Genomic DNA, 25737 nt, shown 5'->3' on the forward strand with positions numbered 1-25737 from the left:
GGGAAGGGCACCGTGCCCCTCGTTCCCGTCAACGGTACGCGGCTCTACGTCGAGGACACGGGCCCGGGCAGCACCGGCCAGACCATCGTCTTCAGCCACGGGCTGCTCTTTTCGGGCGAAATGTTCGCCGCCCAGGTCGCGCACTTTCGCGGTCTGGGCTACCGCTGCATCGCGTACGACCACCGCGGCCAGGGCCGCAGCGACGATCACCCGAGCCGCATCGTCACCATCGAGCTGGTCTACGACGACGCGGTCGCCCTGTTGGAGTCGCTCGAGCTGGGCAAGGTCCACTTCGCCGGCCTGTCGATGGGCGGCTTCGTGGCCATGCGCCTGGGTGCGCGCCGGCCCGATCTGCTCGCGTCGATGATCCTGCTCGAGACGAGCGCGGAACCCGAGCCTCGCGAGAACCTCCGCAAGTACAAGATGCTCAACGCCATCGCGCGCTACTTGAGCCTCTCCCCCGTGGCGAACAAGGTGATGCCCATCATGTTCAGCCGCGACTTCCTGGAGGACCCTGCGCGCGAGGTCGACCGGCGCATCTGGCGGTCGAAGCTCCTCGGCAACCGTCAAACCATCTACCGCGCCGTCAACGGTGTCATCGAGCGCGAAGGCATCGAGGCGGAGATCGCGCGCATCACGAGCCCCACGCTGATCCTCGTGGGCGAGCAGGACACCGCCACGGTCCCGGCCAAGGCCGAGCGCATCCAGCGGTCGATTGCGGGCAGCTCCCTCGTCCGCATCCCGCGCGCGGGGCACAGCTCCTCGGTCGAGCAGCCCGAGGCCGTGAACGCGGCCATCCAGAGCTTTCTCACCTCCCTGCGCTAGCGCCGAGGCCACCTCTTGTGAAATGATACAAGGGTACTGGCCGGTTGGCGATCTGGGGAGGACATCCATGAATGTGACGCGACTTGCGGTAGCTTTTGGCCTGAGCATTCTCGCGGCCAGCACCAGCTTCGTGGCCTGCAGCGGCGACGATTCCTCGCCCTCCAAGCCGCGCACCGATGCGGGGCTCGACAGCACCGTCGACAACGATAGCGGCAGCGAGACGGATGCTCGCACCGAGCGGGATGCGCGCGCATCGGATCCGGGGGAGCTCGTCTGCGGCAATCAGGTCTGCAACACGGACGAGCAATACTGCTGCTTGGTGGACGGCGGCGCGACGTGCAACAGCCCGGAGGCGGGCGCGTGCCGCGGCATCGAGGTCGGCTGCGACGAGCAGCCCGACTGCGATACCGAGGGCGGGGACGTGTGCTGCGGGACCGCCAAGGGCGGAGACGTCTCCGCCGAGTGCAAGCCCGCGAGCCAGTGCAGCAATCCGTTCGAAAGCCGTCGCATCTGCAAGACCAACGCAGAGTGCGGCGACGCCGACAAGTGCGTCACCCAGCCTTGCAAGGGCATCATCATTTCGACATGCGGCGGCATCCCTCCGTCGGCCTGCGCGAACTGAGGAGGTCGCGGCGTTACCCCCGGCGGCAGCGGCAGCCGCCGGGCATGTCGTCGTCGGAGCCCCCGTTTTCTTTTTTCTTTCGCTTCAATTTGCTTTTGAGCTTCTTGAGCAGCAATTGAACGGGATCGGGGATGTTCGGTAGCGGGATTCCGCCGATGAGGACATTGGGGGCGCCGGTGAGGAGCAGGCCAGGCAGGGGAGGGATGGCCGGATCGCTGCCCATCGAGGCGGAGATGGCGGAAGCGGCCATGTCGATGGCCATGTCGGCGGCATCGATGGCCGCGGCGCTGGCGCTGGCCTTGGCCATTTCGGCGTCTTGTTCCTGGGAGGCATCGATGGCGTCGGAGGCGATGCCCGCGACACCGAGCGCCGTGCCGACGCCGATCATGCCCTTCATGGCGGCGCGGAACGAGCCGCTCGTGGCTTTGATGCAAGCGCCCGCAATGTCCAGCATGCGCGCGGCGCGCACGCCGCCGATGAACACCGTGGCCGAGCCGGTTTTGATCTCGAACATCGGCATGATGCCGCAACAGGTGAGCGCCAGTCCGATGTCGCCCGCGCGCGCAGCCGGCATGTAGTTGATGAGGCACTTGATCGTGCACCCCAGGAGCACGGCGCCGATGCTCGGAAGGGGCACCGGCGGTGCGGGCGGTATGAGGCTCGGCGGGTGCGAGTGCGCGTGCGGTGGCGCAATGTACATCGAGCCCATCGTCGCCGCCGGAAACGACGGATACGGCACGAGGTTGGCCACCATGGCGACGCCCGTGTTGATCAACTCGATGGGCATGCTCATGACCTCTTGCACGGCGCCCACCGCGCCCATCACCGTGGCCACGGGGTTCACCGGTGGCTTGGGCGGAGGTGCCTCGCCCGGAGCCGCGGCAGGAGCCGCCCCCACGGCGGGGCCACCCTTCACGGCCGCCGCCGCGGCCTTGGCCTGCTGCTGCGCGGGCTCGATCTTGGCCTGCACGGTGGCCTTCAACCCGGGCATCACCGTTTCGGAAAAATAGCTCACGAGACCCCCTGCGGCGCGCGCGCCTCCACCTGCCGAAGTTCGGCCATGACGGCATCCCGCCGGTCGAAAAGATTGAGCTGGTGGTACGCATCGCGCTGCCTCGAAAGCAACGTGCGAAGCGGTTCATCGGCCTCCATCCCGCGTGCCAGCACCGTCCCTTCCTCCCACGCCTTGACGGCTTCGACGTGCCTCCCGAGCATGTAATGGCATATGCCGATGTTCTCCAGGCAAAGCATCTTCACCTGCGCATTGGCCATGGCCTGGGCGATGCCTTTGGCCCCTTCGTAATAATTGCCGGCTTCCACCCAACGCTGCTGCGACAAATGCAAATTGCCCAGGTTCAGCGTGATGTTCAACAGTACCGGCACGGCATCGCCGCGCGCGGGATCGTCCTTCTGCGCGAGCCGTTGCACCGCCGGCGTGAGCGCCGACTCGAAATGTTGCCGCGCCGCCTCGGGCTGCTCGGCGCGGGCCATGACCTCGCCCACGCCGTTTAGAGTCAGCGCATACAATGCCAACTTGCCGGTGGCGCGGTAATAGCTGCCTGCCAGCTCGTACTTCTCGAGCGCGTCCGAAAATCGCTTGTGGGCATGATCGAGCGCGGCCAACGTCACCAAGGCCTGCATGCGCTCGTCGAGGGACCGATTCTCGTCGGCGGCCTGCTCCTCCACGGCTTTCTCCATGTCCTCCATCGTGAGATCCGGCGTGTACCTCGCGCTTCCGCGCAGCACGTCCGCCGCATCGCTCAGGGCGGGCCGCGCGCTGTCGTCGCGCAGGATGATTCGCATGTGATGGCACCACGGCAATGGGAACGAATGCGCCATGAGCTCCACCACGAACGCGCGGTACCCGGCGGGATCCGCGATGGTCGCCGGAAAGAGGGCGCACACCAGCTTCACCTCGTCGAGGTTCGGCGACAGATCGCGCAGATACGCCATGAGCGCGCGCATGCGCGCCACGTGCGGCATCGTTCGATCCGACGCCTCACGGGGGAGGGGAGGCCACGGCGGCTCGTTCTCTTTGGCCAGTGCCGCGTTGGCCAATTCCCGCTTTTCGTAAATGCGATACGCGACCCGATCGACGAATTCCCAGGGCGTGGTGCAGTCATCGACGAAGAGCCAGACCGCGTCGTCGAGCTCCTCGTCCAAAATGTCGAGCGATTTGACCACCAGTCCACTCGAAGCATCGTTCACCTCGACGACCAGCAGCACCTTGTCGTCCTCGTCGGTCACGAAGGTGCGAAGGCGCACCATCAGATCTTCGAGCGCGCGCATGGCTAATTGATCTTCACCAAAGCGCCATTGACCTTGAGAATGGCCTTGGCGGCAATGTCGGTCATCGGCCCATTGAGCGACGCCTTCGCCGGCTCCACGGACAGCGCACTCGATGCCGACGACACGGTCACCTGCTTGCTGCCCGTGACGGCGATGGTGCCGTCGTTCTTCAATGAAATGGACGACTGCCCGCATTGCAGAACGATTTCGTCCACCGCATCGATGGTAATCTTGTTCTCCTTCAGGCTGACGGAACCCGAGGGACACGTCAGAACGATGGTCGCCCCTTCCATCGTGTACTTCGCAGCGCCCTGTTCGAGGTACACGGTGGTATCGCCAATCGAAGACACTTTGTTGGTGGCATGTTGGGCAATGTCCTTGGCCTCGGTCTTTTCCGTGAGGCAAACGTTGTGCGTCAGATTGCCCGTCGTCACATTCACAGTGTGATCGCCCGTGGGCAGATTCAAAATGTCATTGCCCTCGAGCACGTTGTGCACGCGCCCCTTGTTCACCGTGACGCTTTCCGTGCTCTTCACCGTTTCCGTTCGCACGGCCGTCACCGTGATGGTCTCGTTGGCCCCCACGGTCACCGTGCGGTTCGCCCCCACGGTGATGCTTTGATTGGCCCCCACCGTCGACGTCTGATTCGCCCCCACCGTTTCCGAGTGGTTGTGCAACACCACCGTCTTACGGTCCTTTTGCGCGTGCAAGAAGATCTCCTCCTGGCCGGCGCGGTCCTGGAAGGTGAGCTCGTTGAATCCCTTTCCGCCGGGGATGGTCAACGTCTTGATGGTGCTCTTCGATGCATCCGCCGGAAGGGCATTGGGCTGTGGCTCCTGGGCATTGTAAATGGCCCCGGCCACGTAAGGTCGGTCGATGTCGCCATTCAAATAGTGCACGACGACTTCGTCCCCGACGCGCGGCGGAAACCAAATGCCGCGATCGGCCGCGGCCGCGGGGGTCATCACGCGGAGCCAGCACGAGCTCTTCTCGTCCCATTTGCCCTCGCGATCCCAATGGAATTGCACTTTCACGCGCCCGAATTCGTCGACGAACGGCGTCCCTTTCTCCGGGCCCACCACCCGCGCGGACTCCGAGGGGGCGTAAGGTTGCTTCGGACGCGCGGGCTGCAGCCGTGCCTTGCTCGGCGCCCCGTAGAACGTCGTCGTGAAACCCGGGCCGGTGCCGCCTTGTCCCGTCTCGGCCAGAATGCCCGAGCGCTGGCCGCGCATGCGCAAACCGGTCATCACGAGTTCCTGGTTGAACGTCTCGTCCGGGTGATCGGCCAGGGTGAACTTGCGCCCCACCTGGAGCCGCACGCACGAACTGTTGCCTTGGAAAAGAAGCGAATCGGAGCGAGCTTCTTGCATGCGGCGCGCGGCCAGCGTTTTCCCTGCTTCGGCGGCATCCGTGTAATCGCCCGGAAAGAGGAAGAGCTCGCGCTTGGGCGCATTCTCCGCATTGTGCGGCCCATCGACCTCCGAGCGTGCCGTCAAATCGGCCCGCGACCGCTTGAAGTCGTAATCACGCATCACCGCCGCACCGGGGCGAATGGCCCGCGCCCGCGATACGTTGCCGACGTGATCCGTCGTCACGGCGCCACCGGTTTCGCGGTAGGGCAGCGTTTCCTCCCCGTCGATGGGCGTATACCCACTCGGGTTGTTGACCATGACCAACTTCGTATGATCCGCATCGGCGAAAAAGTGAAAATGGATGCCCGCGTCGGCCAGAATGCGGCAGAAAAATTCGTAATCCGTCTCGTCCTTCTGGACGCGGTAAGGGCGCGGATCCGGCCGGCGATCGACGCGCCACTCCAATTCGATATCGTGCGGCTTGACCAGCGCCGCCACGATTTCGTGCACCGGCAAATCCTGGAAGATGCGCGAGTCCGACGTGTATTGCAGTTCGGCCAATTTGGGCACGATGCCCAGGGTCACCAGCCGCTGGCGCTCCCCGGTCCCGTGCGGAATCACCTCGCCGACGATGCCGCGCACGACGCGCTGTACTTCGTCGTTGCGCAGTATTCGAAACTCCGCATCGAGCCCCACCGTTTCATCGAGCGATGGAACGACGTCGGGGTCGATGACCACGTCGACATCCCAGCGAAACAACGCCGAGAGCGTCTCGTGGGCGCTGAAGCTGGCCACGACCAGCTTCGTCTCGTCGTGCTCTCCGGCCTTGACCTTGAACGACAGCTCGTCGACCGAGCCCCCGAATATCGACGACAGTGCATTGGCCATTTCTCAGAAGGTCCCCCTAAGGCAACTTGCAATGAAGCGTATCGACTTTCGAGTTATGCTCGTGCGTGGACCGCGGCAGCGGGATGAAACCGGCGAGACCGGCGCGTTGTTCGGTGCAGAGAGCAGGATCGCCATCACGCTCGGCGATCCTTGCGCGAGAGACGGACGAGGGTGCCGGTCCCGCCGGATCTGTTCCGCTGCCGCCGTTCGATGGTAAGAGCTGCCGAACCGGGACGACCCATCAAAAGGTACCGTCCGTGACGGGAAGGCGAAAGAACTCGCCGGTGAGCCCTGCACCCTCGAAGATGCCCTGCGCTTCGTGCAAGGTCCACTTGCGCCAGTCGCGATCGAGGTGGTGCCCGTACCAGGCACGCGCCAAGTCGAGTGTGCGCTCCGCCGAGACGATCGCTCCTTGGGGAAGGCGGTGGCGCTCGCACCAGCGGGCCACGTCGTCCGCGGAGCGAAAGGGGAGGACGGTGGAGCAAAAGTGGACGACGTTGGCCCATGCATCGCGCGGTGGCAATGCGAAGTGCACGACGTGATCGGACACGACCGCACCGTCGCGAAGTCGAATGTCGGCCGGCTCGTTTTCCCCGCCGAGGCGCACGTGAATGGTCGCATTGGGCGCGGTCAACACGGTGATGCCGAATGCGCACCACATGCATGGAGCCCACCAGCCGCGCGCATCGTCGGCGGCGACCCACACGGCGGTGGGCGAGGCCGAAAAGGGATGCGCGAGCCAAACCTCGAGCGATCCCGGATGGAGCACCAGTCCGTGCCCGTCGTGCAGGCGCCGGAGCGCTTCGGCGGCGCGCTCGCGCGGAATGTTCAGGGCCGCGGCCATTTCATCGACCGTGGGTGGATGCCCGCGGCGGACGAACGAGTCGATGACGAGGTGATGAACGAGGCTTTCCATGGTCAGGAGCTCTCCTTCTGCAAATCGGTCAGTTCCGCCTCGAGTTGTTCCCACTCGGCGAGCCACGCTTCGATGGAGCCATCGAGGTCCGTGCTTTCCTTCTCCAGGCGCTCCACGTCGGCCTTGGCGGTCCGCTCGAAGAAGCCCGCTTCGGCATACAGGCCGAGGATCTCCTTTTTGCGCGTCTCGGCGGTCTCGATGGACGCGAGCAGCTTGTCGCGCCGGTTGGTCAGCGAATTGACCCGGCTGCGGCGCTTGCGTTGCTCCTCCCGGCTCACCGCGTTGGCGCTCGCCCCTTCCTCACGGCGTTCGACGGCGTTGGCGGTTTTTGCCTTGAGCACCACCGTGTCGGCGTCGAGGTGGTCATCGCCCAGCGCGGCCAGGTATTCGGCGTAGGTGCCCGGAAAATCGCGCAGTCCGTTCGCCGTGACCTCCACGATGCGCGTGGCCAGGCGCGAGACGAAGTAGCGATCGTGGGACACGAAGAGCACGGTGCCATCGAAGGCGAGCAGCCCCTCGACCAGGGCATCGATGGCCTCCAGATCGAGATGGTTCGTCGGCTCGTCGAGGACGAGCACGTTGGGCTTCTCCACGATGACCCGCGCGAAGACGAGCCGCGCGGCCTCGCCCCCGGAGAGCATGCCCACGCGCTTCTCCACGCTCTCGCCGGAGAACAGCATGCGCCCGAGTTGCCCCCGGACGTAGGTCGTCGCCTCCGAAGGGCACGTGTTCCACAGGTAATCGAGCGCCGTCACGGAAGGATCGGGCAGCACCTCGTGGTGGTCCTGCGGAAAGTAGCCCACGCGCGCCTCGTGGCCGAACTTCGCGCTTCCCGCGTCGGCGTCGAGGCGCGCCATCACGATCTTCAGCAAGGTGGACTTCCCGAGTCCGTTCGCACCGATGATGCCCACCTTTTCGCCGCGCCGCGCGGTGAGGGAGACGTCGCGCAGCACCTCTTTGGTGCCGTAGGACTTGGACACGTGCTCCACGGTGAGCACGTCGCGCCCGCTCGGCCTTTCCGGCTCGAAGCGAAACAGCGGCGTGCGCCGCGAGCTCGTTTTCAGATCTTCGACCTCGATCTTCTCGATCTGCTTCAAACGACTCTGCGCTTGCCGCGCCTTGCTGGCTTTGTAGCGGAATCGCTCGACATAGGCGCGCTTGTGGGCGATTTCCGCCTCGGCCTGGGCGATTTCGGTTTCTTTGCGCTCGCGCGTGAGGCGCTTGTTCTCGACGAAGGCCGCGTAGTTCCCCACGTACTGCGTGATGGTGTCGTAATCGACGTCGAGGATGTGCGTAGCCACGTTGTCGAGAAAGCGCTGGTCGTGCGAAATGACCAACGCCACGCCGCGGTAGCCCATGAGGAACTTCTCGAGCCAGCGAATGGACAGGATGTCCAAATGGTTCGTCGGCTCGTCGAGCAGAAGGACGTCGGGCCCGCCCACGAGCACCTGGGCCAGGAGCACCCGCAACTTGAACCCGCCCGAGAGCGTGGACAGCGGCATGCGGTGGACGGCCAGCGGGATGCCCAGGCCCTCGAGGATGCCCGACGCCCGCGCCTCGAGGGTGTAGCCGCCGGCGAGCCCGAGCGCTTCCTCCAAATCCGCCAGGCGGGCCGGATCGCCCTCGCCGTGGTCGATGATGCGCGAACGCTCCTGGAGCATGCGCCAGACGACCTCGTCGCCCATCATGGCCAGGCTCAGGATGATTTGCGCGTCGTCGAGAAAATGGTCCTGCCGCAAGACGCCAACCCGGTCGCGTGGCGGCATGGTCGCGCTGCCGTCGGTGGCGGGTTCATCCCCGGCGAGGATCTTGAGAAACGTGGTCTTTCCCGAGCCATTGGCCCCGACGAGCCCGTAACGGGAGCCCTCCACGAGCTTGAGCGAGACGTCTTCGAAGAGTGTGCGGCCTCCGTAGGCCTTGGCGAGTCGTGCGGTCGCGATCATGTTCTGCCGAGGTCACGTTAGAATGAACGCCGCCATGGAATTCAAGAATCTGCTCGAGACGCGTGACCTGCCCGATCTAGGCCCCGGCCCGCGCCCGGGGGTGACGTCGCAGGACGCGTTGAATCGGCAGCTCGATGGTTTGCTTCGGGACGCCGAGTTGCCGGTGCGTGCGGCGTCGCTCGTCCGCGCGCTCGTGCTTCTCTGGCACGACCACCTGGATGCTTCGCACGAGATTTCGCAGACCTTGGGTACGTCCGACGCGAGCCTTCTCCACGGCATGATGCACCGGCGCGAGCCCGACTACGGCAATGCGAAGTACTGGTTCGGCCAGGCGGGCGACCATGCGAGCTTCCGCGCATTGGCTGCAGGTGCCGGAGCGCTTTTGGAAGGCGCGGCCGAGACGAATGCGCTGAAGGTCCAGCTCCTTCCACGCGGCGAATGGAACGCGCGCGCGTTCGTGGACGCGTGCGAGGCGGTGGCGCGCCGGCCCGATGAAACGCGCGCGCGGTTGCTCCGCGAGCTTCAGCGGCTCGAGTTTCACGCGGTGCTGGATCATCTGTCGGGTCTTGCTCAGCGTTCGCCCAAGACGGGGCAATAGTCGCTCGTGGGCTCGCGCGCCCAGTAGGCGCCGGTGGCTGCGCGCTCGGCGCGCGTGGTGAAGCGGTACATCTCGGAGCGGCTGCGGATGTAGCGCGGTTTGCGCCCCGCGAAGGGATCGCCGGCGAGAAGGCCGGAAACTGCGGGCGAGCCGTCGAGCAGGCGCGCGACGAAGGCGATGTACGCGGGGTCCTCGGCGCAATCTTCGGACAGGGCGAAGAACCACATCTGCCAATCGAGCCGCGGCAGGTGCATCGGGATGAAACGTGGCGAGGTGCGCGGGTCGTCTGGCTTGTAGCGGAAGGTGTACGGCTGCCAGGTGATGCCGTCGTCGCTTCCCTCGAGGTGGATCTCGCGGCGGGTGGTGGTCATGACGGCGAAAAGCCCGTATGCGTGCACCAGCGAGAGCGGCGCGAGCGAGTGCCCCATGGCTCGGAACGCGGCGGGCTCCTCGTGCAATCCGCGGACGGCGTACCACGTTCGCTCGGCGCTGAAGAAGAGCAGGGCACCGGCGAGGCTGGCCACGATGGAGAGGCGCCGCAGCGGCTGTGCGGTGGTGCGCACGCCTTCGAGTTTGCGCGCGAAGCGGGCAGGGAGGGCGCCGAGGATTTGCGCATCGTCGAGGAGGATGACGGCGAGGGCGATGGTCAGGGCATTGAAGAATCCGTAATTACCTGTCGCGCCGATGGCCAATTGCAAAAGGAGGAAGCCGAGGAATGCGAGCCATCGGCCGCGCCGCGGGACGAAGACCAGGAGCGGCAGATAAAGCTCGATGAAGAACATGCCGCGCGCCGAGAGCGCGTGCGCCCACGGAGGAAGCTGCGCCACGTACCAGCTCGTCCACGCTGGCAGGGGCTGCGTCCAATAGTGGTAGTCGAGCGCGGTGAGATCGCGCCAGCTCGGGTCGCCGCTGAGTCGTTTGACGGCGCCGGAGAGGAATACCAACTTGAAAATGAGAAACCGCAGGAGCCACAACGCCGTGCGTGCGGGCGGGCGTTCTCGGTCGAGCGAGGGCCGGATGCGCCGCCAGGGCGCGAGGAAAAGCGCGGCGACCAAGGTCTCCAGAAGAAGCGCGTCCCACTGGTACTGCAGAAAAGGCCCCGAGACGTTGGCCAGCGCCAGGTAAAGCAGCCATGCGGCGAGAAGCGCCCATCCAGTGGCCACGTCCAAGGCGACCAGTGCGGAGGCGGCGGCGCCCGCCCACGCGATCCCCACGAGCGCACCGTCGCCGAGGGCCATGCCGAGAAGCGGCGGCGCGGGCGCGATGCCGTGCGAGCCGATGAGCCCCTCGATCTGCGTGGCCAGCGACACGAATGCGGCGAGCGCGCAGATCCCCACGAGGCGAAGGAAGATCCACCGCGTGAGTACGAAGGTGGCGGGTCGCACGTCGCGGCCGATGAAGAGCGTCGTCAGCCACGAGGCCGCGATGCGATGGGACGCGACCCACGCGTAGACGGCCTCGCTCACCCGCGCGAAGCCCGGCGAACCGCGATAGAGCATCGCCAGCCATCGGCCGCCCGGGGCATGCGCCAGGGCGGAGAAGACGGCATCGGCGCCGCGGTGCACGATGCCGTTTAGGTCGATGACGTGCAGTGCCGCGCGGAAGGCGTCTTCGCCGATCTCGGGAAAGCGCTCGGCGACGTCCTGGTACGGCGCATAGTCGACGGCGTCGCCGGTGCGGAGGCGAAATCGCTCGATCCATCGTTTGCAGAAGCCGCAGGCGCCATCGTAGACGACGAGCGGTCGCGCCAGCTCGGCCACCTGCTCTTGCACCCCGAGACTGTCCTCGATTTGCCGAGTCGCCTCAAGCTGTGCGGTTTAGACGCCGCGCTTGCTGCTCGGGATCGCTGGGCGCGAGCTCGGTGAGAGATCGACTTCGATTTCGTCTGGGCCCAGGATGGTCGCCTCGTCGCCGAGGCGCATCGCGTCGAGCATGACGGCGCCGATGGAGCCGCGGATGGCGATCTCCTTCGTGTCGTCGGCCTTGTCCTCGGGGCGGAACCAAAAGCGGCCGCGCTTCCAGTGGAGCACCTCGCGCAACACGTCCGTGGGGGGGCGCTCGGATTCGTCCAAGGTGCACGCGACGAAGCCGCTGTCCGCCACGGACATGGTGGCCTTTCGTCCGCCGACGGTGACGACGGTGACGGTGCCGGTGCGGCGCTCCATTTCCAGGATCATCAGCACCGTGGCCAGCGACATCTGGGCCAGATCGCCGCGGAAGGCCGCCCCCATCGACGAGTCCACGGGGCCGTCGATGAACGAGTCGCGCCGCTGGTGAAGTCGCCGGGCCATCTCGATGAGCGCCGAGACTTGGGCCGCGAGCTCCTCCTCGGTGAACGGCTCGCAAAGGGTGGCGTCAGCCCCGACGTGGAGCCCCTGCAGCAGGGCTTGCCGCTCCTCGTGCGACGTCAGAAAGAGAAACGGTGTGCTCGCGACGTCTCCCAGCTCGGTGCGGATGCGGCGGGCCACCCAGAAGCCGTCGATGTCCTCCAGGTTCACATGGCACACGATGCAGTCGGGCAACCACGCACACGCGCGCTCGAACCCGGCGCGCGCGCTCTGCCGCACGTCCACCTGGTGACCGTGCCTTTGCAGGCTCGCAGCCAGCAGCTGCGCCTTGTTTGCGTCCCCATGTATGAGGAGGATTCTCCCCACGTCCACGCCGCTACAGTAGCACAAGTGCAGCCAAGGCTGCGACTTAACGGAATTTTTTAGGCTCCTAAGCAGACTGCGTCGCTTCGGCGCGCTTCTGCATCTTGCGGTGCAGGAGCCGCTTCTTCAGCGGGCCGAGGCGGTCGATCATCAGCTTGCCCAGCAGGTGATCGTTCTCGTGCTGGATGGCCACGGCGAGGAGCTCGTCCGCTTCGATTTCGAACGACTTGCCGTTGCGGTCGAGTGCACGGCATCGCACGTGGGCGGCGCGCTCGATCTCTTCGGTCACGCCGGGGAAGCTGAGGCACCCTTCGGTCCACACGATTTCGTCGTGCTTCTCGATGATCTCGGGGTTGATGAAGACCCGCAGATCGCTCGGCTCGTCTTCACCCGCGACGTCGATGATGAAAATCTGCAGCGCAACGCCGATCTGCGTGGCGGCCAGGCCAACGCCCGGCGCGGCGTACATGGTCTCGGCCATGTCGTCGATGAGCGTCTGGATTTCCTTATCCGCGATGCGGGCAGGGTCTACTTTTTCACCCGGAACGCGAAGGCGCTTGTCCGGATAGTGCAAAATCGTGCGAATGGCCATGACCGAAGCTTTTTAATAATCCCCAAATCGACTTCTGGCGAGCCCCCCGGTCTTCAACCCGGTTACGGATACACGAGCGGCCCGTAGACGTGCGCGTCCTTGCCGACGAGCTCCCACGTGGGCTCGGCAATGTGCGGTGCATCGGCGGGGGTGGCGGGCCCAGCCCAATCCACGGCGCCCGGACGGCCGCGCGGGCCCAGGAGGCTCGGCGCGAGAAAGGCGTGCAGTTCGTCGGCCAACCGCGAGGCGAGAAAGCTTCCCGCCAGCTCGGCCCCACCCTCGACCATCAAGGTCACGATGCTTCGCGCCGCCAAAAGGCGCAGCGCGGCCGCGACGTCGATGCGGCCTTCTGCCGAGCTCGGTGCACGCAGAACCTCGACCCCGCGCGATGTCAGCGTCTCTTCCGCGGCCGTCGATGCATCCGCGTTGCAGATGACCCACGTCTGCACGTCGACCGCCGTCTCGACCAAGCGACTCGCCGGCGGCAAACGCAGCTTCGTGTCGAACACGATGCGAACCGGGCTCGCCCCCACGGAATCCCGCACCGTCAGCCGCGGGTCGTCGGCCAACGCGGTGCCGATGCCGATGGCCACGGCGTCGTGCTGCGCGCGCAAGGCGTGCACGCGCGCCCGCGCATCCGGGCCCGTGACCCATTTGGAGGCGCCCGAGCGGGTGGCGATGCGCCCATCGAGCGAGAGCGCGAGCTTCAGCGAGACGTAGGGAAGCCCCTGGGTCACGTACTTCCCCCAGGGGGCGATCAGGCGCTGGGCCTCCGCCTCGCACACGAACGTGGTGACCTCGATGCCCGCAGCGCGCAGGCGATCGATGCCGCCGCCCGCTACGTTGGGGTTCGGGTCGGCGCAGCCAATGACCACGCGCGCCACCTTGGCCGCGATGATCGCGTCGGTGCAGGGGGGCGTCTTTCCGAAGTGGTTGCACGGCTCCAAGGTGATGTAGACCGTGGCACCCTCGGCCTTTTCACCCGCCGAGGCCAGGGCCGCACCCTCGGCGTGCACTTCACCCGCGCGCGCATGGAAACCGACGCCGACGATGGCGCCATCTTTGACGACCAACGCGCCCACGTGCGGGTTCGGCGAAGGGTGCCCTTTGTGGCCCTCTTCCAAGGCGCGGCGCATCCATTCGACATCGGCCGCGGCGGCGGGGTCCTTGGCCGCGGCATCGGCCGCACCGGTTTCCGGCGGCTCTTTCATCGTCACGTCTCCTCGATCTGGCGCAGCTTCGCGATTTTTTCGAGCTCCGCGCGGAACTCATCCAGGTCGCGGAACGACCGGTACACGCTGGCGAAGCGCACGTACGCGATGTCGTCCAGCGCGCGCAGATGATTCATCACGCGTTCACCCACTTGCTGGGCGCCAACCTCTTTGTCCCCCGTGTCGATGAGCTCACGCTCGATTTGATCGACGATGGCCTCGATGCGCTCCAGCGCGATGTTGCGCTTTTCGCAAGCCTTGCGCATACCGGCGAGGAGCTTCTGCCGGTCGAAATTTTCCCGGCGCCCGTCGTTCTTCACCACCAGCGGGACGACTTCCTCGACCCTCTCGTACGTGGTGAAACGCCGCGCGCAGCTCTCGCACTCGCGCCGGCGCCGGGTCACGTCTCCGGCAGCGGAGAGTCGCGAGTCGGTCACCTTGCTCTCGAGGTGCGCGCAGAATGGGCACTTCATTCGGACTCGATTTTGTTGACCCTACGTATGTGCCGCTTGTCGCCGCCAAAGGGCGTGGTCAACCAAGTCTTCACGATTTCCCATGCCAAGCCGAAGCCGACGACGCGCCCGCCGAGGCAGAGCACGTTGGAATCGTTGTGGGCGCGGCTGTAGCGCGCCGTGAACACGTCCGAGCAATTGACGGCGCGGGCGCCCCGGTGGCGGTTGGCGGTCATCGCCATGCCCACGCCGGTGCCGCACACGAGGATGCAGCGATCGTAGCTGCCCTCGAGCATGCCGCGCACGGCTTGGTGCGCGTAGTCGGGGTAGTCCGTCGACTCGGTCGTGTGGGTGCCGATGTCGAAGACGGTGTATCCCCCTTCGCGCAACCCCTCGACGAGCTCCTTCTTCAGTTCGAGGCCGCCGTGGTCGGAAGCCAAAACGATCCGCTCGCTCATCGTGTTGTCGTCTTTCGCGCTAGCCTTCGAACCTGGAGAAAACCAGTGAACAATTCGTCCCGCCGAAGCCGAACGAGTTGTTCAATGCATGGCGGATGCGTCGCTCACGCGCCTTGTTGGGGACGTAGTCGAGCGTGCACTCCGGATCGGGATCGTCCAGGTTGATCGTCGGGGGGATGCGCCCTTCCGCGATCGCCAGCGCGACGATGGCGCTTTCGACGGCGCCGGCCGCACCGAGAAGGTGGCCGATCATCGACTTGGTGGAGCTCACCCAGAGCTTCTTGTCCAGGGCGTGCGCGCCAAAGACGCCCACGATGCCCTTCGACTCCTCCGTGTCACCCGCCGGCGTCGAGGTGCCGTGCGCGTTCACGTAGTCGATCTGGTCGGGCGCCACGTTCGCGTCCCGAAGGGCCATACGCATCGCGCGCTGTGCGCCTTCGTGATCCGGCGCGGGGTGGGTGATGTGGTGGCCGTCGCTCGAGGCACCGTAGCCGGTGACCTCGGCATAAATCTTCGCGCCGCGCTTCTTGGCGTGCGTCAGCGATTCCAAAATGAGGACGCCGCCGCCCTCTCCGCACACGAAGCCATCGCGTCCCTTGTCGAAGGGGCGGCTTGCGCGTGTGGGGTCGTCGTTGCGCCGCGACAGGGCCATCATGGCCTCGAAGCCGCCGATGCCGACGGGGGTGATCGTGGCTTCCGAGCCGCCCGCGACCATGACTTGCACGCGTCCGCGGCGGATCCACTCGGCGGCCTCGCCCATGGCGTGGGCGCCGCTGGAGCAGGCGCTGGTGGTGCAGTAGCTGGGGCCGCGTAGACCGTGGGCGATGGAGACTTGGCCGGCCGCGAGGTTCGCGATGATGCCGGGGATGGAGTAGGGGCTGACCTTGCTAGGGCCCTTCTCCATGACGGTCTGCTTCGTCTTCTCCAAGGTGAAGAGGCCACCGAGACCGACGCCGATGAAGCATCCTGCCTCGTTGCGCTCTTCCTCGGTCAATTCGAGCTTGGCGTCCTCGAAGGCCAAGGCGGCCGCGCCGAGTGCGAACTCGGTGAAGCGGTCCATCTCCTTGAGCTTCTTTTTCGGGACGAAGCGCGTCCCGTCCCACCCTTTGACTTCACCCGCGATTTGCGCGCGGAAGGCCGTGGGGTCGAACTGGGTGATGCGACCGATGCCGCTCTCGCCCGCGAGCAAAGCTCGCCAGGACTCTTGGGTTCCAATCCCGAGTGGCGTGATGAGACCGATGCCGGTGATGACGACGCGTTCCATGAATCTTCCCGAGCAGTAGGCGTTAACGGCAAGTCTTTAGTACGGCCTGAGGGCCTTGTCACGGAGCGCTGGGCTCCGCGGCAGAGAGCGCTAGCCCGTACCGTTCCGCGTTAACCGGACATAGCCGAAGACCGCCCAATGCCTGACCGCCGCGCCCCGTGTCCGACGAAAAAGTCGGCCACCTCCCCACTCAGGGGGAGGCATAACCGGTGAGGCGTAGGATCGAACGGCGGACGACGCGTTACGACTTCTTCGCGTGCTTCTCGATGTAGTCGATGGCGTCCTGCACCGTGCGGATCTTCTCGGTGTCCTCGTCCGGAATGTCGATCTCGAAAGCTTCTTCGAAAGCGAGCACCAGCTCGACCAGGCCGAGGGAGTCGGCCCCGAGGTCGTCGATGAACGTCGATTCCGGCTTGATGTCTTTTTCGTCGACATCGAGCTGCTCTTTGATGATGCGTTTGACCTCGGCGGGGATGTCGTGAGCCATGCGTGCCTCGTATCAGAAAAAGGGTGCGTCGTGGGGAAAGCTTAGGGGACCCCGTTGGAATCCTTGAACGAAAATCAGACGTACATGCCGCCGTTGACCCGAAGGACCTGACCTGTGATGTAGCCTGCTTCCTCGCTCGCGAGGTACACGGCGGCGGCCGCGACATCTTCCGCCTTACCCGTGCGACCGAGCGGAACGAGCTTGTTGATCGCTTCGCGCTGCGCGTCGGTCATGCCCGCGGTCATGTCCGTGTCGATGAAGCCCGGTGCGATGACATTGGCCGTGACGTTGCGCGTCGCGTACTCGCGCGCAATCGACTTGGCCGCGCCGATGAGGGCCGCCTTGCTGGCCGCGTAGGCCGTCTGGCCCACGTTGCCCATCTCGCCGACGACGCTGGAGAGGAAGATGATGCGGCCCCATTTGGAGCGCATCATGCTCTTCGTGGACGCGCGCGCGCAGGTGAGAGCACCGCGCACGTTCGTGGTGAAGAGTTTGTCGAGGTCTTCGTCCTTCAGACGAAGCAAGAGTCCGTCGATGGCGATGCCGGCACTGGCGACGAGAATGTCGATCCGCCCGTGACGCTTGATGATCGCTTCGATCTGCGTTTCGGTCGCCGCGCTATCCGCGACGTCGAAGCCGGCGATTTCAGCCTTGCCGCCGGCGGCGACAATCTGGTCGGAAAGCTCGCGTGCCGCGGCTTCACCTTTGACGTAGTTGATGATGACGGTCGCACCCTGGCGGGCCAGGGCTTCAGCGCATGCCCGCCCGATGCCGCGCGAGCCGCCGGTGACGAGAGCAATTTTGGAATCCAGGCGAAACATCTTGGGGCGCTTTCTCGCACGCCTTTCGTCACTTGTCATCAGCCAAGGGGCGCGCGCAGCTCGAGGAGCATGTGGGGGCCGGTCGCTTTCAAGCGACGTCGGCGGGCGGGAAAAGACCAGGCGAGATCAGGACGGACGGGCGACGGACTACGAAAGGAACGCCGGAATCTCATCGAACGACGCGGGATCGCAGACGCTCAACACTTTGAGGTCCTTCGCAATGCGCTTGCTCAACCCTGCGAGTGCTTTTCCAGGTCCGATTTCCAGGGCGCGGGTGATTCCCTGCTCATGCATGAATCGAACGGTTTCCTCCCAACGCACGGTGCCATCCACCTGTTTGACCAACAGCTCTTTGACGCGCGCCGGATCTTGATTCGGGCGTGCCTCGACATTGGTCACGATGGGGAAGGCGAGGGGAGAAATGGTCACCTCGGCGAGCCGGGCTTCCAGAGCACGGGCCGCAGGCTCCATGAGCGGAGAGTGGAAGGGCGCGCTCACGTTGAGCAGTTTGCTCTTTCCACCGCGGCTTCCGGCGATGTCGATCGCGCGCTTGACCGCGTCGGCGTGGCCCGCAATGACCACTTGGCCGGGCGAGTTGAAGTTCGCCGGACGTACCACCTCACCGGCGGGCGAGGCTTGCTCCGCCTCTGCGCACAACTCGGTGACGACGGTCGCATCGAGGGCCATGATGGCCGCCATCGCGCCGACGCCGGCGGGCACGGCCTCCTGCATCGCCAGGCCGCGTGCGCGCACCAAGCGAGCCGCGTCCTCCACGGACAGGGCTCCCGCCGACGCAAGCGCCGAGTACTCGCCGAGCGAGTGACCGGCGGCAAGCGCGGGGGTGGGAAGGTCGGGGAAGCGCTCGCGCAAGGCGGCCAACACGGCGAGGCTCGTCGTGACGATGGCCGGTTGCGCGTTCGCGGTGAGGGTGAGCGTGTCCTCGGGGCCCTCCATCACGATCGTGCGGAGTTCAGGCCCGAGTTCGCGATCGACCCGATCCCAGACGCCACGCGCGGCCGCTGACGCAAGGAGGGTCTCCTTGGCCATACCGACCGCTTGCGAGCCTTGACCGGGGAAAAACCATGCCGTCTTTACCGACATGGTCGTCGCTCAGTCGGCTTTTTTGGCGACCGCGGTCACCTGGCGTCCGGCGTAGAAGCCACACGCTCCGCAGGCGCGGTGCGGGACGCTCGGCTCGCCGCAGTTGGAGCAGGCAATGAGCTGGATTGCCGTGACTTTATCGTGATTGGCGCGGCGCATGTTGCGCTTGGATCGGCTGGTACGGCGTTTGGGGACGGCCACGGCGGCTACTCCTTCTTGAGATTCTTGAAACGCAGCAAAGGCAAAAGGCGCGGGTCCAACGATTCCTTGGTGTCCTCGGTAGGGCTCGCGCCGGAAACACCAGGGGCGCTCATACCCGGGCAGTCCTCGGAACACAAGGGGATCATCGGGATTTGCAAAACGAGCTCATCCCGGACGACGTCGTCCAGGATGACATTGTCCCCGTCGAAAGGCACGACATCCGCCTCTTCGGGCGTGAACTCGTACTCTTCGGCGTCGGGGGCTTTGTTCCGGCTGGCGGGCACCATCAGGAGGCTGAGCTTCTCGTCGACCGGGATGCGGGACGGCTCCAGGCAGCGCGCGCACGGGGCGGTCAGCTCGAACCGGAGACGGCCGTAGACGACCACGTCGCTGCCGCTTTTCGAGAGACGCACCTCGAGGCGCCCATCGTCGCCCGCCGGTGTCGCCTCGTTTCCTTCGAGCAAACCGCGCACCCAGCTTGCCCGCACCGGGAAGTCGTAATCCTTGCCGGCAACATCGAGTTCGGAAGTCGGGACTCGGAATTCGGGGTGACGCTGAAGTTCGGCCATGACGAAGGGCGGGGGAATCTTCCACGGCCGCATGGCATACGCAAGCCTTCTTGCGCTCAGAATCGCGTCTCGTATCCGGCGAGCCAGCCGCCACCGCGCAATGGGGTGATCGTGGCCTGGCTTGGTGAAGGGCTTTTTCCGGGGTGCGAAAGAAAGAGGTACGTGGCCACACCGAGCGCAACGACACCGACGCCCAGCGAAATGTCGGCCACGAGGAACTTGGTTTTGACCGCGTCGGTGTCCGACGTGGAGCAGTTGGGATCGCAGGTGTCTTTGAGGTGGTTGTAGTCGCTGATTCCCTTCAATCCGAAGAATGCGAAGCTCGCCAGCGCCGCCACCCCGACGCCGCCCACGACGTACGCCGCGACCGGTGCCGACGCCGCCTCCGGCTTTTTGGGGGGTGCTGGCGCATTCACGCGCGCGAACTTGGCGCGCAGCGCCCGTCCTTTCTGCCTCTCGGCCACGACGAGCGTCTCTTCCACCGCCTCGGCGCCCGCCGCCTCGAGTCGAAATTGATGCGGCCCTGGATCGATGGCCGTCTCCGTCCCCGTGAGCCTGTCGAGCCATGGCCGCCCATCGACGGAGACCTTCACGTCGACCAAGTCATTTCCTGCCGCATCGACCGCACTGATCAGCAGCGTGGGCATCCGCGCCTCCACGTCGGTGAGCCAGGCGCGGCATTCCTTCACCACCGCCCCTGGGCAGCTTGGATTCGCGCACCCCACGAACTTCTCCCGCGCCATCCCAAGCTTTCCCTCATCGCGGAGGCGCTGGCCTTCCTCGGCGTCGTCGATGCACTGCTGCTTGACCGGATCCCCTTTCGGCTTGGCCTGCGCATTCCCAGCCAACGCCATGCAGACCAGCAGCAACGCCCCGCGTCTCACAGGCACTCTGCCTTGAACCGCTTCCGACCATTCGCATCAATCGAATAGGGCGGATCACAGTTCTTCTTGGGTTTTCCCATCGGCTTTCCCACGGCCTTCGGCACCTCGGACGTCGACGTCGACGTGGTCGGCGTGGACGGGGTCGCCGACGGCGACGGCGGCGCAGACGCCACGGTCGTCGTTGTCGGCTCCGCCGTCACCGTCGGCCCCACGCGGAGCTCCTCGCGCGTCTCGTCCTTTCGCGAAGCCCAAATCGCCACCCCGAACAACACCACCAACAGCCCGGCAAATCCCACCAGCGCCGCCACCACGATCGCGCGCCGCCGCCGCTCGGCGCCCGGCGAGAACTCCGAGAACGCCTGCGAGTACGCCGAAATGGCCGACGGTGCCGTCTCGGGCTCCGAAGGCATCTCCACCGGCGCAGGAGCGCTCGGAACACCCATCTCGGCCGTCGGTCTCGTCTCCGGCGCCTTCCGCATCGACGAAATCTCGTGCAGCACCTGCTCGGTGCTCACCGGCCCCGTGATCGGCGTCTGCTGCTCCATCGCAGCCACAGCTCGATGGCGGGCGGCCAGCACCACTCCGGCCGCCCCCTCCATCCAGTCGGCAATCTCCGCGGCACTCGCCACGCGACCCAGTGCCCGCTCCAGCGCAATGGCCATTTCCCGCGCGGTCGCAAAGCGCTGGCCCAGGTCTCGCGCCAGCCCGCGTAGCACCACGTCGTCCAACTCGGGGCTCACGTCCCGCGCGTAGCGGCTCGGCGGTTCCACCTCGCTCGTGAGCACCCTCGCCAGCACGATGCCCTCGTTGTCGCCCGAGAAAAGTCGTCGCCCGGTCAGCGCCTCCCAGAGGCACACCGCGGCCGCGTACACGTCCACCTGCCGCGTGAGCTCCGATTCCGACGAGAGCTGCTCGGGCGCCATGTAGGGCAGCTTGCCCTTGATCTGCCCTTGCTGCGTCGTGTGAATCCGCCCCGCGGCCTTGGCCACGCCGAAGTCCAGCACCCGCGCCACCCCATCGGAGCCCACCAGGATGTTCTGCGGCGACACGTCCCGGTGCACGATCGACAGGGGCTGCCCGCGCTCGTCGCGTGCTTCGTGGGCCGCGTGCAGACCCTGCAGCGTGCCCGATAGAATGCTCCCCACGATGGCCGGCGGAATGGCCTGGCCCTTCTGCGTCTCTTGCCGAATCAACCGCGACAGCGACTCGCCGTGCACGTACTCCATGACGACGAAGAGCTCACCCTCGGTGGCCACCACGTCGAGCGTCGGCACCACGTTGGGGTGGCGAATGCGCGCCGCCAGCCGGGCCTCGTCGAGGAACATCGACACGAAGTCCGGATCGCGCGCGTACTGTTTGTGCAGTCGCTTGATGGCCACGGTGCGCGAAAAGCCAATGGCTCCGTGGAGGCGCCCAAAGTGAACGGTCGCCATGCCACCGACGGCGATTTCCCCGTGCAACGCATAGCGACCGAGCAGTCGCACTGGATTTTCGGGCACAGGTGCGCCGCCCACCATTTGGAAACAGAGCGTAGCGCATTCTTCTGCTGGCTCGAACGCGAATGAAGGGAGCGTTTGACGAGCAATCCGTTCGCCTTTAGAATTTTCGCGTACGAAACTTCTCTGGACTGCGCCCACCATGAAACGATCCCAGGCCGCCGCCGCGAGCGCTTCCCCGTCCGATGCACGAAAAGACATCGACGAACTCCTGAAGACGCTCATCTACCTCTACACCGAAAACCGGCGCGTCATGAAGGCTCTCGCCGCGCGGGCGAGTCTGACGGGGCCGCAGCTCACCGTGGTGAAGATGCTCGAGCACATGGGCGATCTTTCCCTGTCGGAGCTTTCCGATGCCATCCGCGCCCAAAACAGCACGGTCACGGGCATCGTCGATCGGATGGAACGCGAGGGCATCGTCGAACGCGTCCGCTCCACCGACGACCGCCGTGTGGTGCGCATCCACCTCACCGAGAAGGGGAACAAGCTGGCCAGCGAGATCCCCATCGAGCCCATCGGCATCTTCGAGAGCGCGCTCGAAGCGCTCAGCCCTCAAGAGCTGCGCGATGCCCTCAAAGTCGCCGGCAAGGTCACCGCGCGCATCAAAGCGATCATCAAGCGAGACTTCCCCGACCTGGGTGATCCCAAGGAGTGACCCACATGACCCGCCGCGATCCGGATCTCTGCGTCATCACCTGCGCCGTGACGGGCGTGCTGGCCAATCGCAAACAGTGTCCGGCCATCCCGTACACGCCGGTGGAGATCGCCGAGGAGGTCAAGCGTGCCTACGACGCCGGCGCCTCGGTGGTGCACATCCACGCGCGCAACGACGATGGCTCGCCCACCTTCAGCCCGGCCACGTTCGCGGCCATCAAGCGCGAGATCCGCGAGCGCTGTCCCATCTTGCTCAATTTCTCGACGGGCACCATCTTCGACGATGTCTCCGAACAATGCGCCTACATCCGGGAGAGCCGTCCCGAGATTGCCGCATTGAACATGGGGACGATGAATTATTCGAAGTATTCGGAAAAGCGAAAAGAGTTCGCCTTCGATATGGTGTTTTCGAATACGTATCAAAAGATCATCAAATTACTGACCGCGATGAACGAGAGCGGCGTCAAACCGGAGCTCGAGTGTTTCGATACCGGCCACACGCAGGGCATTGCGCCGCTTTTGGACATGGGCGTGCTCCGGCCGCCGCTGCAGTTTTCCTTCATCGTCAATGTTTTGGGCGGCATTCCGCCGTTGGTCGAAAGTCTGCAATTGCAGACGCGCATCATGCCGCCGGGCAGCGAGTGGGAAGTCATTGGCATCAGTCGTTGCCAATGGAAGATGATGGCCGCGGCCCTGGTTCTCGGGGGCAATGTGCGCGCGGGATTGGAGGACAATCTGTACTTGCCCAATGGCGATATGGCCCGCTCGAACGGCGACTTGATCGAGGTGGCCGCACGCCTGGTGCGCGATGTCGGTCGAAAGGTCGCGACCGTGGACGAAGCGAAGGCGATTCTGGGGCTTTAGCCCGCGCTCTGCCGTGCGCCGCGCATGACGATGCATGCCGTGATTCCGCCGATGCCGAGCATCAACTTCACGCCGATGTCGCCCTCGAGCGGCGTCTCCGACATGACGATGGAGCCTTTGCGCTGCACCCGCGGGTGCAGGGCGTGATCGGCGACGCCCGTGGGGAATGCGGTTCCGCGCGAGAGGCTCAGCGCGAGCTCGGTGAGTTCCCAACCGCCCGAGTTGGCCATGCCATGACCGAGCTGGCCTTTGCGCGCGGTGATGCGGGTTTTATCGGTGACGTATTCGTCGATGAGCGCGAGCTCGTTCAAGTCGCCCGGCGTGCCGGTGGCGTGCAGGTCGATGACCGCCACGTCCGACGGCTCGATGCCGGCCTCCGCGTAGGCGCGGGCAATGGCGCGCTTGGGGCCCGATTGCGACGGCGTGATGATGTGCTCGGCGTCGGACGAGAGCGCGATGGCCTCGACGTAGCCTCCGATGGGGCGCAGATCGCGCGCCTCGCAGAACTCGGCATCGCCGATGATCCAGATGCACGAGCCGCCCGAAACGTGGGTGCCACGCAACGAGGTGAAGGGAAGGTTCACCTCGGGAATGCCCGGCATCACGCGGGCGGTGTGGAAGGCAGCCACCAGCGCCGCATCGGGGCGCGGGTCGGTGGTGCCGACGATGGCCATTTTGGCCTCGCCGCGGAGGATGGCGTCGCGCCCGCACTTGAGGGCGACGCCGAACGTCGAGCAGGCCCCTACGGGCGCGAAGGCCGCGCCGTGCACGTCGAGCAGCATGGTGATCTGCGCGGCGGGGCCGTTTTGAATGTTCCAAATCAGGTTGGGGCTCACCTCGGTCCACGGCGGGGGAGGGCAGCCGAACTCCGTGACGAGCGCTCGGTGTGCGCGCGACCGCTTGCGCATCGCGCTCATGTGCGCCTTGTCCTGGTTCTCGTCGTCCGCGTCGAGCTTCTCGATGGCCGCGAACCGCTTCAAGAAGGTGTCCAGCACCTCGGAACGCGCGGCCCAATACGCATCCCACGCCTTGCGCGCCTCGAAGCGTGCATCGCTGTCGACGGGGAACGTCGTCGGGTTCGGCGGCGGGGCTTCGGAGCCCGTAGGAACGGCGCCGTTTGCATCGAATTGTTTGCGCGCCGCACAATGTTCGGGTTGCGCCCAGAAATGATTCCACGCGCGGGTCGCACGCTCGAGCGACGCGGCAGCCCGGTAGCTCTCGGGCAGATCACCCACGCCGGAGCCGACGTAGACGTGGCATCCGTCGTCGACCTCGCGCACGAGGCGCTCCAAATTCGGATCGCACTGGAGCGCTTGGATGGTGGCGCCGACGGCGAACTGAACATTGTTGGCCATCTTGGCGCGGAGGCGCGTCACGTAGGCCTCGCCATGCCGCTCGGCGATCCACGCCGCATAGTCATCGAACGAAAAATCGGGCTCGCCCACCGCGAAGAGACCGTTGCCGAACTCGCGCCGGGTCGTGGGCCCGAGCGCGGTGGCGCCGCGCTGAAGAAGCGCCTCGAACGCCTGCACGTTGCGGCCCCCCGGCGCAACCACGCCAACGCCATAAATGCCGATGCGACGGCGGGAAGGACGATCCGATGAACGGGGCGATGACATCCGAAGGGTCTCCTGGTCGACGCGCACGAAGCGTGGCGTACCGCGTATTGCCGCATGGGCACGTAAACGGTGCGGCTGGAAGCTAGCGGTTTGGATCTGCTTCGACAAGCATGCACCTTGCGCGTCCACGAACCTGAACAAGGGAGAAAGAGTCCATGAGCGTCTACGCGAAGATTCGTACGCAGAAGGAAGGTCCCGTTCTGACCGCTCGGCTCGCGTATCCCGAACGGCGCAATGCCATTGGGCCGCAGATGGTCAACGAGCTTTTGCACGCGCTCGCCGAGGCCCACGCCGATCCAGAGGTGCACGTGATCGTGCTGGCCGGTGAGGGAAAGGCCTTTTGCGCCGGCGGGGACTTCGCGCAGATGACCTCGTCGTCCGACGCGCCGCAGCTCGAACGCCACTCGAAGCCGGGCGATTATGCCGATTTGCTGCTCGCCATGGTGCGGGCGCAAAAGCCCATCGTGGCCAAAGTCCACGGTGCCGCGATGGGCGGCGGGCTGGGGCTGGTGGCCGCGAGCACCCTGGTCGTGGCGTCGACGGAGGCCGAGTTCGGGACCCCGGAGATCCTCGTGGGCCTCTTTCCCATGATGATCATGGCCGTTCTCGCCCGCCTCGTTCCGCGCCGCCGCCTCATGGAGATGATGCTGCTCGGCGAAAAGTTGAGCGCGGAGGAGGCCAAATCCGCCGGCCTGGTGAACCAAGTCGTCGCCCCGGCAGCCCTGGATGGCGCCGTCGCCACGCTCTGTCAAAAGCTCGCCGCGAAGAGCCCCAGCACGATGCGCCTGGGTCTCCGCGCCTTCGCCGAGCAAGACGACGAGCCGCTCGAAACCGCGCTTCCCAAATTGCGCGAACGCCTCGCCGAATGCCTGGCCACCGACGACGCCCGCGAAGGCCTCATGGCCTTCCTGGAAAAGCGCCCCCCGAAGTTCACGGGGAAGTGAGAGCGGGGGAGTTGTTCACGCGATGAAAATGGCTAT

General features: G+C 65.6%; 26 protein-coding genes. 6 read left to right on the plus strand and 20 right to left on the minus strand.

The features are described 5' to 3' along the window. Window positions 1-12 precede the first annotated feature (12 nt). A complete protein-coding gene (locus LVJ94_12675; protein WXB08083.1) occupies window positions 13-825 on the plus strand; it encodes an alpha/beta hydrolase in 813 nt (270 codons plus the stop codon). A 67-nt stretch (window positions 826-892) separates the two neighbouring features. Continuing rightward, window positions 893-1447 carry a hypothetical protein gene (locus LVJ94_12680; protein ID WXB08084.1) on the plus strand — a complete coding sequence of 185 codons (555 nt, stop codon included), beginning with the start codon at window positions 893-895 and terminating at the stop codon, window positions 1445-1447. Between the two features lie 13 nt (window positions 1448-1460). Here LVJ94_12680 and LVJ94_12685 read toward each other — a convergent pair whose 3' ends face one another. From LVJ94_12685 to LVJ94_12705, 5 genes are all read right to left on the minus strand, one after another. Then, window positions 1461-2462, minus strand: coding sequence for a PAAR domain-containing protein (locus tag LVJ94_12685; GenBank protein ID WXB08085.1), 1002 nt, complete (start codon window positions 2460-2462; stop codon window positions 1461-1463). After that, window positions 2459-3736 (minus strand): tetratricopeptide repeat protein, encoded by a 1278-nt coding sequence (locus LVJ94_12690; GenBank protein WXB08086.1) that lies wholly within the window; start codon window positions 3734-3736, stop codon window positions 2459-2461. Before LVJ94_12690 ends, LVJ94_12685 begins: the two co-directional genes overlap by 4 nt. A 2-nt stretch (window positions 3737-3738) precedes the next feature. Continuing rightward, window positions 3739-5976: a type VI secretion system tip protein VgrG gene (gene vgrG, locus LVJ94_12695; protein WXB08087.1), complete on the minus strand. Its 2238-nt coding sequence runs from the start codon at window positions 5974-5976 to the stop codon at window positions 3739-3741. A 241-nt stretch (window positions 5977-6217) separates the two neighbouring features. Beyond that, window positions 6218-6892 carry an alkylmercury lyase family protein gene (locus tag LVJ94_12700; GenBank protein WXB08088.1) on the minus strand — a complete coding sequence of 225 codons (675 nt, stop codon included), beginning with the start codon at window positions 6890-6892 and terminating at the stop codon, window positions 6218-6220. Window positions 6893-6894: 2 nt separating this feature from the next. Continuing rightward, window positions 6895-8835, minus strand: a complete 1941-nt coding sequence (locus LVJ94_12705) for an ATP-binding cassette domain-containing protein (GenBank protein ID WXB08089.1) — start codon at window positions 8833-8835, stop codon at window positions 6895-6897. A gap of 34 nt (window positions 8836-8869) precedes the next feature. Between LVJ94_12705 and LVJ94_12710 the strand changes: the two genes are divergently transcribed. Further along, window positions 8870-9433 carry a hypothetical protein gene (locus LVJ94_12710; GenBank protein WXB08090.1) on the plus strand — a complete coding sequence of 188 codons (564 nt, stop codon included), beginning with the start codon at window positions 8870-8872 and terminating at the stop codon, window positions 9431-9433. Here the strand turns inward: LVJ94_12710 and LVJ94_12715 are convergent. From LVJ94_12715 to LVJ94_12780, 14 genes are all read right to left on the minus strand, one after another. Then, window positions 9406-11205 carry a lipase maturation factor family protein gene (locus tag LVJ94_12715; protein WXB08091.1) on the minus strand — a complete coding sequence of 600 codons (1800 nt, stop codon included), beginning with the start codon at window positions 11203-11205 and terminating at the stop codon, window positions 9406-9408. The two genes, LVJ94_12710 and LVJ94_12715, sit on opposite strands and share 28 nt — an antisense overlap. A 45-nt stretch (window positions 11206-11250) precedes the next feature. Continuing rightward, complete coding sequence (locus tag LVJ94_12720) at window positions 11251-12087, minus strand: response regulator (GenBank protein ID WXB08092.1); 837 nt, start codon at window positions 12085-12087, stop codon at window positions 11251-11253. A 64-nt stretch (window positions 12088-12151) separates the two neighbouring features. Further along, window positions 12152-12676: a peptide deformylase gene (def, locus tag LVJ94_12725; protein ID WXB08093.1), complete on the minus strand. Its 525-nt coding sequence runs from the start codon at window positions 12674-12676 to the stop codon at window positions 12152-12154. 62 nt (window positions 12677-12738) lie between these two features. Next, the gene (gene ribD, locus LVJ94_12730) at window positions 12739-13887 is read right to left on the minus strand and encodes a bifunctional diaminohydroxyphosphoribosylaminopyrimidine deaminase/5-amino-6-(5-phosphoribosylamino)uracil reductase RibD (protein WXB08094.1); all 1149 of its coding nucleotides are present in this window, start codon (window positions 13885-13887) and stop codon (window positions 12739-12741) included. 2 nt (window positions 13888-13889) lie between these two features. Continuing rightward, the gene (nrdR, locus tag LVJ94_12735) at window positions 13890-14360 is read right to left on the minus strand and encodes a transcriptional regulator NrdR (GenBank protein WXB08095.1); all 471 of its coding nucleotides are present in this window, start codon (window positions 14358-14360) and stop codon (window positions 13890-13892) included. After that, entirely contained in the window at window positions 14357-14797 is a 441-nt protein-coding gene (rpiB, locus tag LVJ94_12740; protein WXB08096.1) for a ribose 5-phosphate isomerase B, read from the minus strand. The genes nrdR and rpiB overlap by 4 nt, the downstream gene beginning before the upstream one ends. Before the next feature lie 19 nt (window positions 14798-14816). After that, window positions 14817-16061 (minus strand): beta-ketoacyl-ACP synthase II, encoded by a 1245-nt coding sequence (gene fabF / locus LVJ94_12745; protein ID WXB08097.1) that lies wholly within the window; start codon window positions 16059-16061, stop codon window positions 14817-14819. A gap of 241 nt (window positions 16062-16302) precedes the next feature. Further along, window positions 16303-16548: an acyl carrier protein gene (gene acpP, locus LVJ94_12750; GenBank protein ID WXB08098.1), complete on the minus strand. Its 246-nt coding sequence runs from the start codon at window positions 16546-16548 to the stop codon at window positions 16303-16305. 74 nt (window positions 16549-16622) lie between these two features. Further along, on the minus strand, window positions 16623-17369 hold the full coding sequence (locus tag LVJ94_12755; protein ID WXB08099.1) for a 3-oxoacyl-ACP reductase FabG: 747 nt from the start codon (window positions 17367-17369) through the stop codon (window positions 16623-16625). A gap of 147 nt (window positions 17370-17516) precedes the next feature. Further along, window positions 17517-18470, minus strand: coding sequence for an ACP S-malonyltransferase (gene fabD, locus LVJ94_12760; GenBank protein ID WXB08100.1), 954 nt, complete (start codon window positions 18468-18470; stop codon window positions 17517-17519). A 9-nt stretch (window positions 18471-18479) separates the two neighbouring features. Next, window positions 18480-18671: a 50S ribosomal protein L32 gene (rpmF, locus tag LVJ94_12765; protein ID WXB08101.1), complete on the minus strand. Its 192-nt coding sequence runs from the start codon at window positions 18669-18671 to the stop codon at window positions 18480-18482. 5 nt (window positions 18672-18676) lie between these two features. After that, entirely contained in the window at window positions 18677-19273 is a 597-nt protein-coding gene (locus LVJ94_12770; GenBank protein WXB08102.1) for a DUF177 domain-containing protein, read from the minus strand. A 23-nt stretch (window positions 19274-19296) separates the two neighbouring features. Then, window positions 19297-20124, minus strand: a complete 828-nt coding sequence (locus LVJ94_12775; protein ID WXB08103.1) for a hypothetical protein — start codon at window positions 20122-20124, stop codon at window positions 19297-19299. Beyond that, window positions 20121-21623, minus strand: coding sequence for a serine/threonine protein kinase (locus tag LVJ94_12780; protein ID WXB08104.1), 1503 nt, complete (start codon window positions 21621-21623; stop codon window positions 20121-20123). Before LVJ94_12780 ends, LVJ94_12775 begins: the two co-directional genes overlap by 4 nt. Window positions 21624-21762: 139 nt before the next feature. Between LVJ94_12780 and LVJ94_12785 the strand changes: the two genes are divergently transcribed. Both LVJ94_12785 and LVJ94_12790 read left to right on the plus strand, forming a co-directional pair. After that, entirely contained in the window at window positions 21763-22275 is a 513-nt protein-coding gene (locus LVJ94_12785) for a MarR family transcriptional regulator (GenBank protein WXB08105.1), read from the plus strand. A gap of 5 nt (window positions 22276-22280) precedes the next feature. Next, window positions 22281-23138 (plus strand): 3-keto-5-aminohexanoate cleavage protein, encoded by an 858-nt coding sequence (locus LVJ94_12790; GenBank protein WXB08106.1) that lies wholly within the window; start codon window positions 22281-22283, stop codon window positions 23136-23138. On the opposite strand, the gene LVJ94_12795 is transcribed toward LVJ94_12790, so the two are convergent. Further along, entirely contained in the window at window positions 23135-24757 is a 1623-nt protein-coding gene (locus LVJ94_12795) for a beta-ketoacyl synthase (GenBank protein ID WXB08107.1), read from the minus strand. The genes LVJ94_12790 and LVJ94_12795 overlap by 4 nt on opposite strands. Window positions 24758-24912: 155 nt before the next feature. On the opposite strand from LVJ94_12795, the gene LVJ94_12800 reads away from it, so the two are divergent. Continuing rightward, window positions 24913-25701 carry an enoyl-CoA hydratase-related protein gene (locus LVJ94_12800; GenBank protein WXB08108.1) on the plus strand — a complete coding sequence of 263 codons (789 nt, stop codon included), beginning with the start codon at window positions 24913-24915 and terminating at the stop codon, window positions 25699-25701. Window positions 25702-25737: the final 36 nt, after the last annotated feature.

This window comes from Sorangiineae bacterium MSr11367 (genome assembly GCA_037157805.1).
Classification (GTDB): domain Bacteria; phylum Myxococcota_A; class Polyangia; order Polyangiales; family Polyangiaceae; genus Pendulispora; species Pendulispora rubella.